Origin of the sequence: Bacillus sp. FSL K6-2971 (assembly GCF_038006405.1) — a bacterium.
In the GTDB taxonomy this organism is placed as follows: Bacteria; Bacillota; Bacilli; order Bacillales; family Bacillaceae; genus Bacillus; species Bacillus pumilus.
Genome location: NZ_JBBOVD010000001.1, coordinates 1,069,372 through 1,084,268 on the forward strand (window position 1 = coordinate 1,069,372; position 14,897 = coordinate 1,084,268).

A 14,897-nucleotide genomic window follows, 5' to 3' on the forward strand; every position below is an offset into this window, starting at 1 on the left:
CGCTCCGCAAAAGTAGCCGCCCTTCCTAGGGCTGCAAAGGTTTTCTATCACGCTGAAAAGAAGACAAAGTGCTAAAATAAACATCATTTTAGCACTTTGTCAACAATCTAAGATGTCTCTTAGCAGACATCTTTTTTGCCAGTTTTATTGGTTTTTCAGCAGTTTGAAAATGTGTTTTGCTTGATCGGTGTTTTCCATCAGACCTTTTAGCTTTTGGCTTGTTGGGCCATACGCAAAGAATGGCACTTCATCGCCCGTATGACCTGATGTGGTCCAGCCTGTATGTGATCTCACGTTGATCACTTCTTCAATCGCATCATCAATTTTAAGAGCATCCTTTGTTTCAGCGGCCTTTTGAATGGAGGCCATTTCTTCTTTTGTGAAATCAAGATCGATATATTGTTTCAGCGCTGATTCAACAGGCATGCCACTGACGATTTTGTTTGCGATAAAATCAGGGGTCTTTTTCGCTGCTTTTACCGGTTTGTAATCCCAGCTGCCTGAGCCGTCTGCCCCAAAGGAAAGTCCGCCAGTTGAATGATCGGCAGTGGTGATGACTAACGTATTTTTATCCTTTTTTGCAAAACGAATCGCTTCTTCAAATGCTTTTTCAAAATCCTTCATTTCACTCATGGCACTCACAATATCATGATCATGTCCTGCCCAGTCAATTTGACTGCCTTCTACCATAAGGAAAAATCCATTTTTGTTTTTAGACAGCTGTTTAATGGCTGAAGATGTCATGTCTTGCAGGGAAGGGGTCTTTTTATCACGATCAATCGCTTTATCAAGACCGCCATCAGCAAAAATGCCTAACACCTTTTGGTTTTTGTTTTTTTGTAAGGCATCTTTATTGGTGACATAATCATATCCGGCTTGTTTAAATTCCTTCGTTAAATCACGATCCTTTCGGACAAAATCGACGAGACCTCCGCCAAGCATGACATCGACTGTATGCTGTTTACCGATTTTTTCATCGAAGAAATCATCAGCGATGGCTGCTGTGTTTTTTCTCGATACATCGTGAGCCACATACGCAGCAGGGGTGGCATTTGTTAATTCAGAGGTCACGACAAGTCCCGTAGATTTTCCCTTCCGTTTTGCTTCTTCTAGAACTGTTTTTAATTTTTTACCGTTTTTATTGACACTGATCGCATTGTTGTAAGTCTTTTTACCAGTTGCCATAGCTGTACCAGCTGCGGCAGAATCAGTGATATTGCTTTTCGAGTCGCTAGGGTATGTTTTGTGCATGCCAGTGAGGTAAGGGTCAAACGCTGTTTGCTTTGAAAGGTCTCCGTTATGCTTAAATGAACGGTAAGTTGAAAGATACGGTGTTCCCATGCCATCCCCGATCAGCACGATCACATTTTGCACGTCATTTTTTGGCTTCTTTTTAGCCTCTGCTTTGTCAGCTTGTCCAAATTCAATTCCTGAAAAAATGCCAATCGATAGCACAGATGCTGCCGCCACTGCAGCGATTTTCGTTTTCGAGCTTTTCAACACACTCATTCATTTTGCCTCCTCAATGTTTATGTATCGCTCTTACGTTTACAATGGTAGAGCAGAATTGTGGATTCCCATTTACAGGATCGTAAAGTTCCCTTTAAAATTGTAAAGGCCCACTTTACATAGAATGAGCCAAAAAGAGAAATGAATGTATCATTTATCCATGACAAGATGCGTTTATTTTGTCATGATTGTGTAATGAAAATGAAATATAAAGAACCCTAAAAAAAAATAAATTTTGCCGAATTAATAAGCATAATGTCGTAGGAAGTCAAGACTATTTCTTCTGGTATTTGATCCTTATAATAGTAAGTAGATAAAAATTCGGATCTCGATAGATACATACAGGAGGAACAAATGAAAAAACAATTGATCACAGCTGCAAGTGCAGTTTTACTTGGGACGACATTATTTGCCGGAGCTGCCTCAGCACAATCAGTAAAAGTTCAAAAAGGTGACTCTCTTTCTGTTCTAGCGAAAAAATACAAAACAAGCGTGAGCAAGATTAAATCAGACAATAAGCTGAAATCTAACACGATATTTGTTGGACAAACGTTAAAAGTAAATGGTACTGCCGCAAAAAAAATAACGAAAACATCAAAAACAACAACAAAAGTAAAAGCGGCGTCAGCCACAGCCACTCATAAAGTTGTGAAAGGTGATACATTATCTAAAATCGGCAAAAAGTACGGCATGACTGTAAAAGAGCTGAAATCGTTAAATAAACTCAAAACAAACCTGATCAAAATTGGGCAAAAGCTAAAGGTCAAAAAGACGTCTAAAAAAGTGAAAACAACACCTGTTAAAGAAAAAACAGTTTCTGCTTCTTCTTTAAACACGTCTAAGCTTGTTGCGGATGCTAAAGCGCACAATGGCACACCATATAGATGGGGTGGAACGACACCAAAGGGCTTTGATTGCAGCGGGTTTATGTGGTATATCATTAACAAACAAAAAAAGATTTCAAGACAAACAACTGAAGGTTTTTGGGGATCAATGAAAAGCGTATCAACTCCAAAGGTTGGCGATTTTGTGTTCTTTACAACATATAAATCGGGTCCATCTCACATGGGTGTCTACATTGGGAACAACAAGTTTATTCATGCTGCTTCCGATGGTGTGACGATCAGTGATATGAATTCAAGCTACTGGAAGCCGATTTACCTTGGAGCGAAAACATTTGTAAACTAATTTATTTTAAGAGACTGCTGATGAAGCAGTCTCAGATTGTTGACAAAGGGCTAAAATGATCTTGATTTTAGCCCTTTGTCTTCTTTTCAGCGTGATAGAAAACCTTTGCAGTCTAGGAAGGACGAGTACTGGCGCGGAGCGAATTCGACATTCGTGAGCACCAGCACGCAGGACTGACACCGAATGCGAGGGTTTGTCTACACGCTGAGACTGCTGATGAAGCAGTCTTTTTTATTTGCGCTGTAGACTTAAGAAAATAAATCGATATTCAAAAAAGCCCGTGCTACTTGGCATTAGTCAAGTAACACGGGCTTTTCATGTTGAAAGCGGCTTAAAAGCCTAATTGAAGATCGATATCGATTGATACGATGGCATAGACACATACAATGACAAAGATATTCAGTACGACACCGAGAAACCCAGGGCCCGTACGGCCTTTTTTAATGAACAGTTCAATAATGCCAAATGGAACTGCGGCCATTGCAAAAGGGAGCATCTGAAAAGAATAAAATGTCACATTACTGATAATGGCGAGGTTCAGCATGAGCAGGGATAATATCGCAGTACCGACAGAAATCCAGCCAAATACATTATGCTCTTTAAAAATTCTTACCAATTCCATAATTCCACCTCGCTCACTTTTGCCGTTTTAATGCGTTTTGTCTTCACAAATTTCTCGATTTCTTTCGAAGGACCTGTGATCACAGAGCCATAAATCGTGACACCATTTTGGTTGATATAGCGTATTCGGTTTGACAGATCCAGTTCAGGTCTGCCAGAGATTGTTTTTGCCCAGGTTGGGTGCTGATTGACATAAGTAAGGGCATCTTTAAATTGATCTACCTCTGTTTTTGATGTGTGCTGAAGCTCTTTTAAGAATTCAGAGTCTCTTCCAGGAAAGCCAATTGGCCGCTGATTCTCGCTTAATGAATCCTCTGTTTTAATCGCATTCCAGAGCACTTTCATATCATATTTTTTAGCAAAGGAATAAACGTCCATTGGTGTATACGCTTTGTCATAGGAGACATACACTTCACTGACTGTTCCTTCAGGAAGCTTGTCTAAAGTAGTGAGTGTTTGTTTTTTTGATGCATCTGCCTGAGTAGAAGGATGGGTAAAAAAATCCTCCGTATCGCGTGCGCTGTCACCATAATATGAGATGGTTGGCTGTTTTAATTTATCGAAAAACATCTCGATTTGTTCACTGCCAATGGCTTCTGTTTTATTGCCAATTTGTTTTTGCAGCTTCAATTCGGTGTTCATTCCAAAAAGCTTGACTTGGCCTTTTAAATCCTTCATATCAATCGCCACGTTTGGTTTCGTCAAAGCGACTGTTACAGCGGCTGTTTCCATGAAGTGATTCCCTTTACTCTCTGCTCCGCCAACGCCGTAGTATAGATAACTCCCTAATGTACAAAGCGGTAAAATAATAAGTGTAGAGATGACAGCAAGTACAGAAATACGTAAATAAGACTTTCTTTTTCCGTATTGCAAGATGGCTTTTTGCTTTTCAGGACTGATGGAAAAATCGGTCCAATCCGAGTCGTTCAGTTCCTGACTTAAGCGTTTTTCGTTTTCTTCAAGCTCTTCTTCAAACGCTATCATTTCTTCCTCGTTCATCTCACCATTATTATATTGTTCCCATCGCTTGTTAAACTCTTCATTCATCATTAACACCTCTGTTGTAAAGTGCTTTTAGGCGCTGCCTTGCACGAAATAAAACACTTTTAAAATTTGCTTCAGTAATATTCATGACCTTGGATGCTTCCTTGTAATTCAGTTCTTTTAAATAATACAATGTCAACGCTTCCTTGTAGTTATCTGGAAGCTGTTCTAAATACATGTTGAGGACTTCTTTTATTTCAACCTGTTCAGCAGGGCTTTGTACAGACGTTTGTAAAAGGCCGCCAATAAGATCATCCGATATGGTCACTTCTTTTTTATGTTTCCTGACATAATCAATAAAAGCATTTCGTGCCACCTGAAATAACCAAGGTTTCACTTTGCTATGGTCGTAGGAATGAATATGTATATAAGCACGCATAAAGGTTTCCTGCAATAAGTCTTCTGCCAAATGTTTGTCTTTTGTCATGGAGAGCAGAAACCTGTAAACATCGTTCATATACATTTGATAAATTTCATCGATCGTCACTGATTTTTCTCCCCTCTATGTTATACACGCATAAGAAAGGCATAAAGTTGCACGAAACTTCTCAATACCGTACAATACTCATTTCTTTCGCCGAATCAAAATCATTTCTCCTTATCATAGCGAAATTTGCACCATTTATAAAGCATTTTCAATTGAACAAATCAGGAAAAAACCTTAAAAAACGACAAAATTGGACACAATTCCTCTTCTATTCTCTCCTAAAACCATAGACCTGAATACAGAAAGAACGATGATTTAAAAAGAAAAATGATGTGATGGTTTGGCTGCTTCATGAAAATTTTAGTACCAGGTAATAAAAAATTTGTTATAATAGAAACAAATCCTTCATTCTTTAAACAAAGGAAGTGCACTATGTATAAATTTTCAGGCTATACCATTAAAGTAGTATTTACTCTCCGAGGCGGAATCAAAGTATATCAAAAAGAGAATCTGCCAACGGATCGGGGATTTGTCATTGCATGTACACATGAGGGTTTTGTGGATGTTCTTGCATTAGGCGCAGGAATTCTTCCGTTTGAGATCCACTATATGGCGAAAAAAGAATTGTTTGCAAACAAATGGATCGGTGGATTTTTAAAAAAGATTCATGCCTTTCCAGTTGATCGAGAGAATCCTGGGCCAAGCAGTATTAAAACGCCCATTAAATTATTAAAAGAGGGAAAGATCGTCGGGATCTTTCCAAGTGGAACACGTACAACAGAGGATGTACCTTTAAAAAGAGGTGCGGTTACTATTGCACAGCTCGGTAAAGCGCCAATCGTTCCAGCAGCGTACAAAGGACCGTCCAATGCGAAAAGTCTTTTCAAAAAGGGGAAAATGCGCTTAATTATTGGTGAACCGATTGAGCAGTCAGAATTTGAGCATCTGCCGCCAAAAGAACGATTAGGTGCCATGACGGAAGTATTAAACACGAGAATTAAAGAACTTGAAGCTCAATTAATGGAAAAGGCATAAGAAAAACGACCGCTTGCTTTGGCAAGGGTCGTTTTTTTCTTAAGAAGCGCCTTCTTCAGCGGCTTCTGCTAATTGTTCATTTAACTTTTTGACTTCGATATATACCACATGGTGTCCATCGACCTCATTAATGATAAATTCATAGCCTTGTTCACGAATGGTGTCATTTTTCTCAACTTCATATTTCTGAGTAAGGAACCAGCCGCCGATCGTATCGACTTCTTCGTTATCAAGCTGCGTACCTAAGAGCAGGTTGACTTGGTCCACTAGAACCTTTCCATCAAAGATGTAATGGTCTTCTCCAAGTTTACGCACTTCGTTGATTTCATCCATATCGAATTCATCACGAATTTCACCGACGATTTCTTCAAGGATGTCTTCTACAGTCACAAGACCAGCTGTACCGCCGTATTCATCTGATAAAATCGCCATGTGTACACGTTCACGCTGCATTTTGAGCAATAAATCATGTACAGGAACGGTTTCAATCACATGAATAATTGGATTGACAAACTTTTCGATCGTATCACTTGTAGAACACTCACCGCTAATGCAAGCAGTAAGAACCTCTTTAATGTTCAGAACACCAATCATATTATCTTTATCGCCATCTTCAATTGGATAACGTGTATATTTCTCTACCTTGGTCACTTTCAGCATTTCCTCAATGGTAATATCATGAGGGAAGCTGACAACTTCGGTACGAGGAATCATAATTTCTTTCGCCAGACGGTCATCAAATTCAAAAATTTTATTTACATATTTGAATTCAGACTGGTTAATTTCGCCGCTTTTATAGCTCTCTGATAAAATAATCCGCAATTCTTCTTCAGAGTGCGCCATGTCATGCTCAGAAACTTGCTGAAGACCGAACGCTTTTGTTAACAAACGAGCAGATCCATTTAATACCCAGATAAACGGGAACATCACTTTGTAAAAAATCATGAGCGGTCTAGCAAAAAGAAGAGATACTTGCTCCGCCTTTTGAATGGCGAGTGTTTTTGGTGCAAGTTCTCCAACCACAACGTGTAAAAACGTCATAATACTAAACGCAATAATAAAAGTGACAATAGAACTAGCTGATTGAGGAATGGACAGCTCTACAAATAGTGGAGCAAGCATGTGCGCAATTGTTTCTTCCCCTAACCAACCAATACCAAGGGCGGTAATGGTAATACCGAGCTGACAGGCCGACAGATACTCATCAAGGTGAGTCGTGACATGCTTGACAGCAACTGCTGTTTTATTACCTTCTGCGATTAACTGATCAATTCTTGAGCTTCTTAAGCGAATGATCGCAAACTCTGATGCAACGAAAAATGCGGTTAAAGCTATAAGCAAAGCAACTATAAGTAAATTAACTATGTCCAATTAAGGCCTTCGTTCTGACTTTGAGAACGAAGGTAACACCTCCTGTTTAGTAAAAATTTTAACTTAACAGCAGTAAAAATGATTGGACAGCCGTCATCTTCTCAGGTGTAAGCTGTTCTTTTAATTTTTCACGTTGTTCTGGTTGAAGCTGCTTACAACGTACCAAAATGCGGTCCATATGCTCGTTCATCCGATCGATATCAGAGGTTAAATGGACAAGTTCATCAGGATCTTCCTTTTGAGAAGGGAATTGTTCATCTAATCTGGATTTGATGTCAGAAAGAGCCAATCTCTGCTGTTTGCAAAGAACGATTAATTGTAATCGTTTTAAAGCATGTTCATCGTAATAACGATAATTTGAGCAAGATCTAACAGGCGCAAGCAACCCTAGATTTGTATAATAATCTACAGTACGTTTCGTCACCTGTGCAATCTGTGCTAGTTCACCAATACGATACTTTTTCTCAGCCCCATCTGAACATCTCCTCCTAACCGTCACGTTATAGTTTATGAAAATAGTTTAATATAATTCTAGCCTGAAATACAAGTTAATTGTTCATATTTCCTGCCGATATGAAGAGTAAAGAAGGGTTTCTTAGTCTAGATTGACCTGGCAAATTTAACATAGTGATACAGGAATTTTCAGATTATTTATGGTAAGATAAAATGAAGACCGTTTCATATATATGTAGAGAAGCGGATTTATACGTGAACCGGAGGTGGTTAAGTGGGGCCCTCAATATAGTCTTATTTAATCAGTTAACCGTTTTGCAAAACATAACATCATCAATCAGGAGGTGACTCCTTGTTCTTCTAAGAAAGAGCAAGGTTAAATGGACGATATTGTTAATCTGAGTATAGTCGGTGTTTTGATTGCTTTAACAGCTTTCTTTGTTGCATCTGAATTTGCCATAGTAAAGGCGAGAAGCTCAAGAATTGATCAGCTTGTTGCCGAAGGGTCTAAAAAGGCCATCGTGGCGAAAAAGGTGACATCAAGGCTGGATGAATATTTGTCAGCCTGTCAGCTAGGTATTACAGTGACATCCCTTGGTTTAGGGTGGATTGGTAAGCCAGCTGTAAAAGAACTTTTGGTTCGAGGTTTCGGTTTGACAAACATTCCTGATTCAGCAATCAGCCTGATCTCAGCAACACTTGCGTTCTCTATTATTACCTTTTTGCATGTAGTCGTCGGTGAGCTTGCACCAAAAACACTGGCGATTCAAAAGGCGGAAAAAATGACGCTCTGGCTGTCAGGCCCGCTGCATGCATTTTATATCCTGATGTTCCCTTTCATTTATGTGTTAAACGGGTCAGCCCGTGTTCTAACCAAAATGATGGGCATCGATATGGGGTCTGAAAAAGAACATTCCCATTCTGAAGAGGAATTAAAGATTTTATTATCTGAGAGCTTAAAAAATGGGGAAATCAACCCATCAGAATATAATTATATGAACAAAATTTTCGACTTTGATAATCGAATTGCCAGAGAGATCATGGTCCCGCGGAGAGAAATTTGTGCCATTCCAGAAGATATGCCGCTAGATGATATCCTCTCCATCATGACGCAGGAGAAGTATACACGCTTTCCCGTGTTTTCAGGCGATAAAGACCATGTTATCGGCATGCTGAACAAAAAGCAGCTCTTTGCAGATCTTGTGTATCAAGGAGAAAAAGATCAACTGAAGATTCAAGATTATATATATCCAGTGATTGAGGTCATTGATACGATTCCTATTCAGGAGCTTCTCGTCAAGATGCAGCGAGATCGAATGCATATGGCGATTTTAACCGACGAATATGGCGGAACGTCTGGACTTGTCACCACAGAAGATATTTTAGAAGAGATTGTTGGAGATATTCGAGATGAATTCGATGAAGATGAACAGCCGGTTATTCAAAAAAGAGCCGATCATCATTATGTTTTAGATGGCAAAGTCAGATTAGATGAAGTTCAAGATTTGATTGAAATGTCATATCATGATGAAGAAATTGATACAATAGGCGGGTTAATCTTAAATGAGAATATTGATATCCGAGAGGGACAATCCATTTATCTTGATGATATTCGGATGAAGGTCTTGGAGATGGATGGACGCTATGTGAAAAAGATCGACCTGAAGAAAGGCGTCACATCATCAGAAAAAGGAAATGCACGCACAGGGCTTGATATAAAAGAGCCGCTGTTAGTAAATGAAATGACCTTGAGCGAAAAATAAGCTCAAGGTTTTTTTAGGTATTTAGTCTCTTTTTACGAATGTTCGTTCGGGTTATAATAAGAACAAACGTTCGATAGAGGGGGATGGACATGCTTTGGTATGAAACAGCAAGTATCACGGAGAAAAAAACCTCAATGAAACGAATTGAGTTTCATTTGAAGAATTTCAAAAATTACCAGGCTGCGATTTTAAATATCGAAAGACAGCTTGAAAAAAGAAGTACGCATCATTTGGATCACATGACACGGAAGAAGTTAGAACAGCAAAAAAATCAGTATGAACTCATCGTTGCTTGTATTGAAACAGCACTAAAAGAGCTGGATGAGATAGAGAAGCAGCTCATCGATTACAAATACTTTCGAGATTGGCGTATGGCCAAATGTGCGATGGAAATCGGCTATAGTGAAAAAACCCTCTTTTTAATGAAGCGCCAGCTTATGGATCAACTGCTCATTAGCTTAGCTGCGATTACCAATATTTAAAAAAGGTGTTGTCCTATTTGATAGAACGCAGCAAAGAGACAGAAAGACCCGATGATTGTCGTCAATAAGTAGACAGCAAGTTTTCCGTTTTGCCGCTGCTCTAGCATGGTCGCAGACTCTACACTAAACGTAGAGAATGTTGTGAAACCACCGAAAAAACCTGTTCCAATGATCACAAGCAGCGGATGATTGGCAGTCACGGCACCTGTCAGTATACCTAAACCGGCAGCACCTAATAAGTTGATGAGAATAATACTGTACGGGAAACGAGCATGAGACTTAGTTTTCTGTATCGATTGGCTAATGAAAAAACGAAGGGCGCTGCCAATCCCGCCGGCAATAGCTGTATATAAAACGATCATTTATCTGCCTCCTCTCTGCTGCTTATTTTGATGAAAGAGCTGCTGAGCTAGCATTAGACCACATAAGGCAGCGGCTACTCCGGCAATGACTGAGAGCAGGATGTAAATCACACTTGAAGTGAATTGCCCAGTCTGTAATAAAAGAATCGTTTCTTTAGAAAAAGTGGACATTGTCGTAAAACCTCCGCAAAAACCTGTTCCGATCAAAGCGGCAAGATATTTTTTTCCCTTCTGGAACATAAAATATCCTGTTGAAAAACCAAGAAGCAGACTGCCTGTTACGTTTTCGATTAGCGTTGCATAGGGGAATGTTTGGCTGACGATCGATTGGCTTAGTTCATATCTGCAAAGTGTCCCAATCAGTCCACCAATAAATACGGCAAGATACGCTTTCATTTACATCATTTCTCCTTTAGAAAAAATGGCGGGTGATCCGTCACCACACCATCAACGGGATATTTTTTGATTCGATCGGCTGTTTTTTGATCTTTCACAGTCCATATAAACACATCCATCCCGAATGCGTGGATGCGGTCTATCCACCACCTGTTGATCATCGTTTTTTTCATATTAAGACAATTTGCAAACGAACTGTATGCCGTTAACTTTCTTTTCGTCAGTTTAAATGCATTGGGCTTTATAATCAAAGCTGTTCGAAGAGAAGGGGCGAATGCTTTGATTCTTTGCAGTGCATGATCATCAAAAGATTGAATCATGATATGACGAGAATAGGCAAACCGATTGATGATGCGGGCAACTGCCTTTTCAATTCCTATCTGCCGTTTTGGGTGTTTGATCTCGATCAATATCCCAATCCGCTGGCTGTATCTTTCAAGAATCTCTTGTAATGTTGGCATTCGTTCATTCGTGTACTGTTGGTCAAACCAGCTTCCTGCGTCCAGTTTTTTCAACTGATCAAGTGTATAGCTTTTGACTAAGCCGGCCCCGTTCGTCGTTCGGTCAACTGTATCATCATGGATCACGACGACGTGCTGGTCCAATGTGAGCTGTACATCTAATTCAATATAATCTGCACCCTGCTGAACAGCTAAATCAAATGCAGCAATTGTATTTTCTGGGGCAGCGCTTGATGACCCTCTATGCGCAATAATATACACATGCTCCAGCTCCCTGACTTAAGTTCTGGTCTTATCATATCAAATGCTTTACCGTTTTTCCTTCTTTACTATATGGACGAAAGAAGAGCTGTATGTAATGGTGAAGCGGATTGCTAAGAAAGTATGATAATACAAATGTGATAAGTTGCAGGAATATCCCAAGCCATGATTGAGTAAATCTGAAGTACATCAATTTTTTCTTCGATCAATTTTGTCCAAATCGTCAGCGTTCGCCAAAATATTAGTGCTTTCGTCATGTTGACTGAAAATTCTGATGTTTTATAATGATGAAAAGGAGGCGAGATGATTGGGTAAAGGGAGAATTAGAGTGGAAGAACGTATTAAGGTCGAAACGGATGCTGAAATGTTTAAAGCGACTCTCCTTGATCAGGCTCAGAAGAAAAAGTAGTTTGCTGCCCGTCGATATGTCTCTAGCCAAAATTTCATAATTGAACATCATGCCTCGGGACTGGTCCCGAGGCTTTTTATTTAGAGGTCAGACATTTATGAGAGGACATAAACGAAGGTTATATTATAAACTAGAGAGGATTGTTTTAAAGGAGAGAGACAAACATGTTTACACAAAAATGGATGGATACATATTTTACAGTAGATGTTGCGATCCAAATCGGTATTAGCCTTTGTATTTTATTGCTTTTTTTATTGCTTCGGAAAGTATTTACGAAGTACTTATTTCATCTTCTCTTTAGGCTGACCAATCGGTCTAAAACGGAGGTCATTAACCAAATTGTTGTGGCATTCGAAAAGCCAGCCAGACTGTTTTTTGTCGCACTTGGGTTATATTTTGCGTTAAGACAGGCACCATACTTTGAGCATCATATGGATGTCATCGTCAAATTATATAGATCCTCCATTATATTGATGCTGACGTGGGGGCTTTGTAATTTAACCGCAGCTTCTTCTTTCTTATTTCAAAAAGTAAATTCGAAATTTGAATTAGAAATGGATGATATTTTAGCGCCGTTTTTATCGAAGGTGCTTCGTTTTATTATTATTGCACTAAGTATTAGTGTCATTGCACAGGAATTTAATTATGATGTAAATGGACTTGTGGCAGGTCTTGGTCTAGGGGGTCTAGCCTTTGCGCTTGCTGCACAGGATACGGTGGCAAACTTTTTTGGAGGGGTCGTCATCATTACAGAGAAGCCTTTTACAATGGGCGACTTTGTGGAGACACCAAGTGTTCTTGGGACTGTCGAGGACATTACATTTCGAAGTACAAAATTTAGAACACCTGCTGAAGCTGTCGTGACAGTTCCGAATTCTACGCTTTCAAAGGAACCAATTACGAACTGGACGAGAATGAATAAACGCCAAATTACGTTTTCCGTACGTGTATCCTACAATACACAAAAGGAAAATCTGGATCATTGTATCAAACGTCTCAAACAAATGCTTCATGAACATGATGGGGTGCACAAGGAGACAATCATGGTGAATCTCGATGTACTGGCAGACAGTTATTTGAATTTATTTTTTAACTTTTACACAAACACGACGGCCTGGGCTGAAAACCTGAATATCAAACAGGACATTAACTACCGTATTATGGATATCTTCCATGAAGAAGGTGTAGAATTTGCCTTCCCTGGACAGACCATTTACATGAAACAAAAAGGTGAAAAACAGCTGAGTGAATAAAGGAGGAAGGATGAGTGGATCAAACAAAGGTGGCAGTGCTAAGAGAGAAATTAACGCAGGCTTCACATATAATGGTACTTTCAGGTGCGGGTATGAGCACGGAATCAGGTATTCCTGATTTTAGGTCAACAGGCGGTTTATGGACTGAAGACACCGCTCGCATGGAGGCGATGAGCCGATCCTACTTTTTATCAAATCCTCATCAATTCTGGCCGAAATTCAAGGAATTGTTTCAGATGAAAATGAGCGGGGAGTACGAGCCGAATAGCGGGCATACCTTTTTAGCCAGCCTTGAGAAACAAGGAAAACTTGTAGAGATTTTTACCCAAAATATTGATGGCCTGCATAAAAAAGCAGGAAGCCAGCATGTATATGAACTTCACGGCTCCATTCAAACAGCTACTTGCCCATCATGCCAAGCGACATATGAACTGCCTTATTTATTACAAGAAGAAGCGCCTGTATGTCTAAAGATTTCCTTAGACGGACGGACATGTGGACAAGTGCTGAAAACAGATGTTGTCCTTTTTGGAGACAGGGTCAAACATTTTGATCAAGTAGAGAAATCACTTCAGCGAGCGGACCTTCTGCTCGTCATGGGGACTTCCCTAGAAGTAGCGCCAGCAAGATATATTCCAGAAGATGCCGCTCAAAATCCTTCCATCTTCAAGGTGATGATGAATTTGAGTGAAACAGAATACGATCCACTGTTTGATCTTGTCTTTCATGAACGAATTGGCGATCTCGTGAAAGCTTTATAAATCATCAAAGACCCCGCATCCAAAAAAGGAGCGGGGTCTTACTTTATTGTTGTAGCGGCTTCATTGTTTCATCAAGGACTTCAAATGTATAGCCCTTCGCTTTTAGCTGTGTGAGCAAACTGTTTAAGTATTTTGCTGTCGCTGGCTGATCGTGCATTAAGATGATTTTTGGTTCTTTTGGATGTTTTGTCTCTAGCATTTGCAGCTGATTCAATACCTCTGGTACATATTTAGAGCTTTTATATTTCCAGTCAAGACTGTCAATTGTCCAATCCCAGTAGATAAAGCCTTTTTGTTTTAAACGTGCTTTTTGCTGATCCGTTAAATTTGGAGCGCTGCCATAAGGTGTTCTCACAAGGTGTGTATACTCTCCTGTGACAGAAGCCAAAATGCGCTGATCTTCCTTCATCTCATTAACGGGAGAATCACTTTTTTGATAAAAGCGTTTCACATCATGTGTGATCCCATGAAGCCCTAACTGATGACCTTCTTGATGAAGTCTTTTCACAGCTGCCGGATGTTCTTTAATCTGTGGCCCAAGCATGAAGAATGTGGCCTTTACTTGATGTGCCTTAAGCACATCTAAAAGCTGGTTTGATGTCGCTGACGGACCATCATCGAAGGTTAAAAAGATCGTTTGATTCGTTACATGTTTGTTTGGGTTGATCTTAAAATGTGCATCTAATGTTTTCGTAGAATCATCTTTTGCTTTCAGACTTGTGCTTGTGTCTCGGAATTGACTGCTCGCAGACATTTTAGCCGGCTGATCTGCTGCCTGCATATTGGTTTTAGATATATCCCAAATAAAAAAGAGGATCAGTGACAAAATCACTAAACCAATCGCCTTTGAGAGCAGCATCGTGTTTGAAGGTGTCTGTTTTTTCGTAACCCGTTGCATTTCAATCGCTCCAATAAATCAAAAATTTGTGTCGAATCATGTAGTAGATTCTGTCTTTTTTCATTGTTTTTTGTCGTGTTCATATGGAGTAAGTATACAGGAAAAAAGAGCCTATGAATATAGAAGATGCTAAAAAATTGGAATCTTTTTGGTTATGAGTCTATGTTTGTTACAATAGAAAGTTGACTATTTACCATGATGTG

General features: G+C 39.6%; 17 protein-coding genes. 7 read left to right on the plus strand and 10 right to left on the minus strand.

What is annotated here, in order from left to right:
- Positions 1-144: 144 nt before the first annotated feature.
- Entirely contained in the window at positions 145-1,509 is a 1,365-nt protein-coding gene (locus MHI33_RS05320) for an alkaline phosphatase (RefSeq protein WP_185107621.1), read from the minus strand.
- Between the two features lie 354 nt (positions 1,510-1,863).
- On the opposite strand from MHI33_RS05320, the gene MHI33_RS05325 reads away from it, so the two are divergent.
- Positions 1,864-2,697 carry a C40 family peptidase gene (locus MHI33_RS05325; RefSeq protein ID WP_065098947.1) on the plus strand — a complete coding sequence of 278 codons (834 nt, stop codon included), beginning with the start codon at positions 1,864-1,866 and terminating at the stop codon, positions 2,695-2,697.
- A 331-nt stretch (positions 2,698-3,028) separates the two neighbouring features.
- Here MHI33_RS05325 and MHI33_RS05330 read toward each other — a convergent pair whose 3' ends face one another.
- The 3 genes from MHI33_RS05330 to MHI33_RS05340 are packed head-to-tail and all read right to left on the minus strand — an operon-like array spanning position 3,029 to position 4,849.
- Positions 3,029-3,319 carry a hypothetical protein gene (locus MHI33_RS05330; RefSeq protein ID WP_044140655.1) on the minus strand — a complete coding sequence of 97 codons (291 nt, stop codon included), beginning with the start codon at positions 3,317-3,319 and terminating at the stop codon, positions 3,029-3,031.
- Positions 3,307-4,365, minus strand: a complete 1,059-nt coding sequence (locus tag MHI33_RS05335) for an anti-sigma factor (RefSeq protein ID WP_185107619.1) — start codon at positions 4,363-4,365, stop codon at positions 3,307-3,309. The genes MHI33_RS05330 and MHI33_RS05335 overlap by 13 nt, the downstream gene beginning before the upstream one ends.
- The gene (locus MHI33_RS05340) at positions 4,358-4,849 is read right to left on the minus strand and encodes a sigma-70 family RNA polymerase sigma factor (RefSeq protein ID WP_003211938.1); all 492 of its coding nucleotides are present in this window, start codon (positions 4,847-4,849) and stop codon (positions 4,358-4,360) included. Before MHI33_RS05340 ends, MHI33_RS05335 begins: the two co-directional genes overlap by 8 nt.
- Positions 4,850-5,221: 372 nt before the next feature.
- Between MHI33_RS05340 and MHI33_RS05345 the strand changes: the two genes are divergently transcribed.
- Positions 5,222-5,824 (plus strand): lysophospholipid acyltransferase family protein, encoded by a 603-nt coding sequence (locus tag MHI33_RS05345; RefSeq protein WP_003212102.1) that lies wholly within the window; start codon positions 5,222-5,224, stop codon positions 5,822-5,824.
- A gap of 39 nt (positions 5,825-5,863) precedes the next feature.
- On the opposite strand, the gene MHI33_RS05350 is transcribed toward MHI33_RS05345, so the two are convergent.
- Both MHI33_RS05350 and MHI33_RS05355 read right to left on the minus strand, forming a co-directional pair.
- Positions 5,864-7,195 carry a hemolysin family protein gene (locus MHI33_RS05350; protein ID WP_034620023.1) on the minus strand — a complete coding sequence of 444 codons (1,332 nt, stop codon included), beginning with the start codon at positions 7,193-7,195 and terminating at the stop codon, positions 5,864-5,866.
- Positions 7,196-7,253: 58 nt separating this feature from the next.
- Entirely contained in the window at positions 7,254-7,694 is a 441-nt protein-coding gene (locus tag MHI33_RS05355; protein WP_034620022.1) for a MerR family transcriptional regulator, read from the minus strand.
- A gap of 334 nt (positions 7,695-8,028) precedes the next feature.
- Here MHI33_RS05355 and MHI33_RS05360 point away from each other — a divergent pair, with 334 nt between their 5' ends.
- Both MHI33_RS05360 and MHI33_RS05365 read left to right on the plus strand, forming a co-directional pair.
- Entirely contained in the window at positions 8,029-9,411 is a 1,383-nt protein-coding gene (locus MHI33_RS05360) for a hemolysin family protein (RefSeq protein WP_044140657.1), read from the plus strand.
- A gap of 89 nt (positions 9,412-9,500) precedes the next feature.
- Positions 9,501-9,893: a hypothetical protein gene (locus MHI33_RS05365; RefSeq protein ID WP_044140658.1), complete on the plus strand. Its 393-nt coding sequence runs from the start codon at positions 9,501-9,503 to the stop codon at positions 9,891-9,893.
- On the opposite strand, the gene crcB (MHI33_RS05370) is transcribed toward MHI33_RS05365, so the two are convergent.
- The 3 genes from crcB (MHI33_RS05370) to MHI33_RS05380 are packed head-to-tail and all read right to left on the minus strand — an operon-like array spanning position 9,890 to position 11,373.
- Positions 9,890-10,255, minus strand: coding sequence for a fluoride efflux transporter CrcB (gene crcB / locus MHI33_RS05370; RefSeq protein ID WP_044140659.1), 366 nt, complete (start codon positions 10,253-10,255; stop codon positions 9,890-9,892). The genes MHI33_RS05365 and crcB (MHI33_RS05370) overlap by 4 nt on opposite strands.
- Positions 10,256-10,651, minus strand: coding sequence for a fluoride efflux transporter CrcB (gene crcB, locus MHI33_RS05375; RefSeq protein WP_044140660.1), 396 nt, complete (start codon positions 10,649-10,651; stop codon positions 10,256-10,258).
- Positions 10,652-10,656: 5 nt separating this feature from the next.
- A complete protein-coding gene (locus MHI33_RS05380) occupies positions 10,657-11,373 on the minus strand; it encodes a glycerophosphodiester phosphodiesterase (protein ID WP_044140661.1) in 717 nt (238 codons plus the stop codon).
- A 307-nt stretch (positions 11,374-11,680) separates the two neighbouring features.
- Here MHI33_RS05380 and MHI33_RS05385 point away from each other — a divergent pair, with 307 nt between their 5' ends.
- From MHI33_RS05385 to MHI33_RS05395, 3 genes are all read left to right on the plus strand, one after another.
- A complete protein-coding gene (locus MHI33_RS05385; RefSeq protein WP_008359843.1) occupies positions 11,681-11,782 on the plus strand; it encodes a YhdX family protein in 102 nt (33 codons plus the stop codon).
- Between the two features lie 164 nt (positions 11,783-11,946).
- Positions 11,947-13,035, plus strand: a complete 1,089-nt coding sequence (locus tag MHI33_RS05390) for a mechanosensitive ion channel family protein (protein WP_044140662.1) — start codon at positions 11,947-11,949, stop codon at positions 13,033-13,035.
- 29 nt (positions 13,036-13,064) lie between these two features.
- The gene (locus MHI33_RS05395; protein ID WP_376699993.1) at positions 13,065-13,796 is read left to right on the plus strand and encodes an NAD-dependent protein deacylase; all 732 of its coding nucleotides are present in this window, start codon (positions 13,065-13,067) and stop codon (positions 13,794-13,796) included.
- Positions 13,797-13,839: 43 nt separating this feature from the next.
- Here MHI33_RS05395 and MHI33_RS05400 read toward each other — a convergent pair whose 3' ends face one another.
- On the minus strand, positions 13,840-14,694 hold the full coding sequence (locus MHI33_RS05400; protein WP_065098946.1) for a polysaccharide deacetylase family protein: 855 nt from the start codon (positions 14,692-14,694) through the stop codon (positions 13,840-13,842).
- Positions 14,695-14,897 lie beyond the last annotated feature (203 nt).

Bases quoted from the DNA above. Each gene is read 5' to 3' on its own strand.
- crcB (WP_044140660.1), bottom strand. From the start codon at position 10,651: ATGAAAGCGTATCTTGCCGTATTTATTGGTGGACTGATTGGGACACTT.
- MHI33_RS05360 (WP_044140657.1), top strand. From the start codon at position 8,029: ATGGACGATATTGTTAATCTGAGTATAGTCGGTGTTTTGATTGCTTTA.
- MHI33_RS05345 (WP_003212102.1), top strand. From the start codon at position 5,222: ATGTATAAATTTTCAGGCTATACCATTAAAGTAGTATTTACTCTCCGA.
- crcB (WP_044140659.1), bottom strand. From the start codon at position 10,255: ATGATCGTTTTATATACAGCTATTGCCGGCGGGATTGGCAGCGCCCTT.
- MHI33_RS05365 (WP_044140658.1), top strand. From the start codon at position 9,501: ATGCTTTGGTATGAAACAGCAAGTATCACGGAGAAAAAAACCTCAATG.
- MHI33_RS05335 (WP_185107619.1), bottom strand. From the start codon at position 4,365: ATGAATGAAGAGTTTAACAAGCGATGGGAACAATATAATAATGGTGAG.
- MHI33_RS05325 (WP_065098947.1), top strand. From the start codon at position 1,864: ATGAAAAAACAATTGATCACAGCTGCAAGTGCAGTTTTACTTGGGACG.
- MHI33_RS05320 (WP_185107621.1), bottom strand. From the start codon at position 1,509: ATGAGTGTGTTGAAAAGCTCGAAAACGAAAATCGCTGCAGTGGCGGCA.
- MHI33_RS05400 (WP_065098946.1), bottom strand. From the start codon at position 14,694: ATGCAACGGGTTACGAAAAAACAGACACCTTCAAACACGATGCTGCTC.
- MHI33_RS05330 (WP_044140655.1), bottom strand. From the start codon at position 3,319: ATGGAATTGGTAAGAATTTTTAAAGAGCATAATGTATTTGGCTGGATT.
- MHI33_RS05390 (WP_044140662.1), top strand. From the start codon at position 11,947: ATGTTTACACAAAAATGGATGGATACATATTTTACAGTAGATGTTGCG.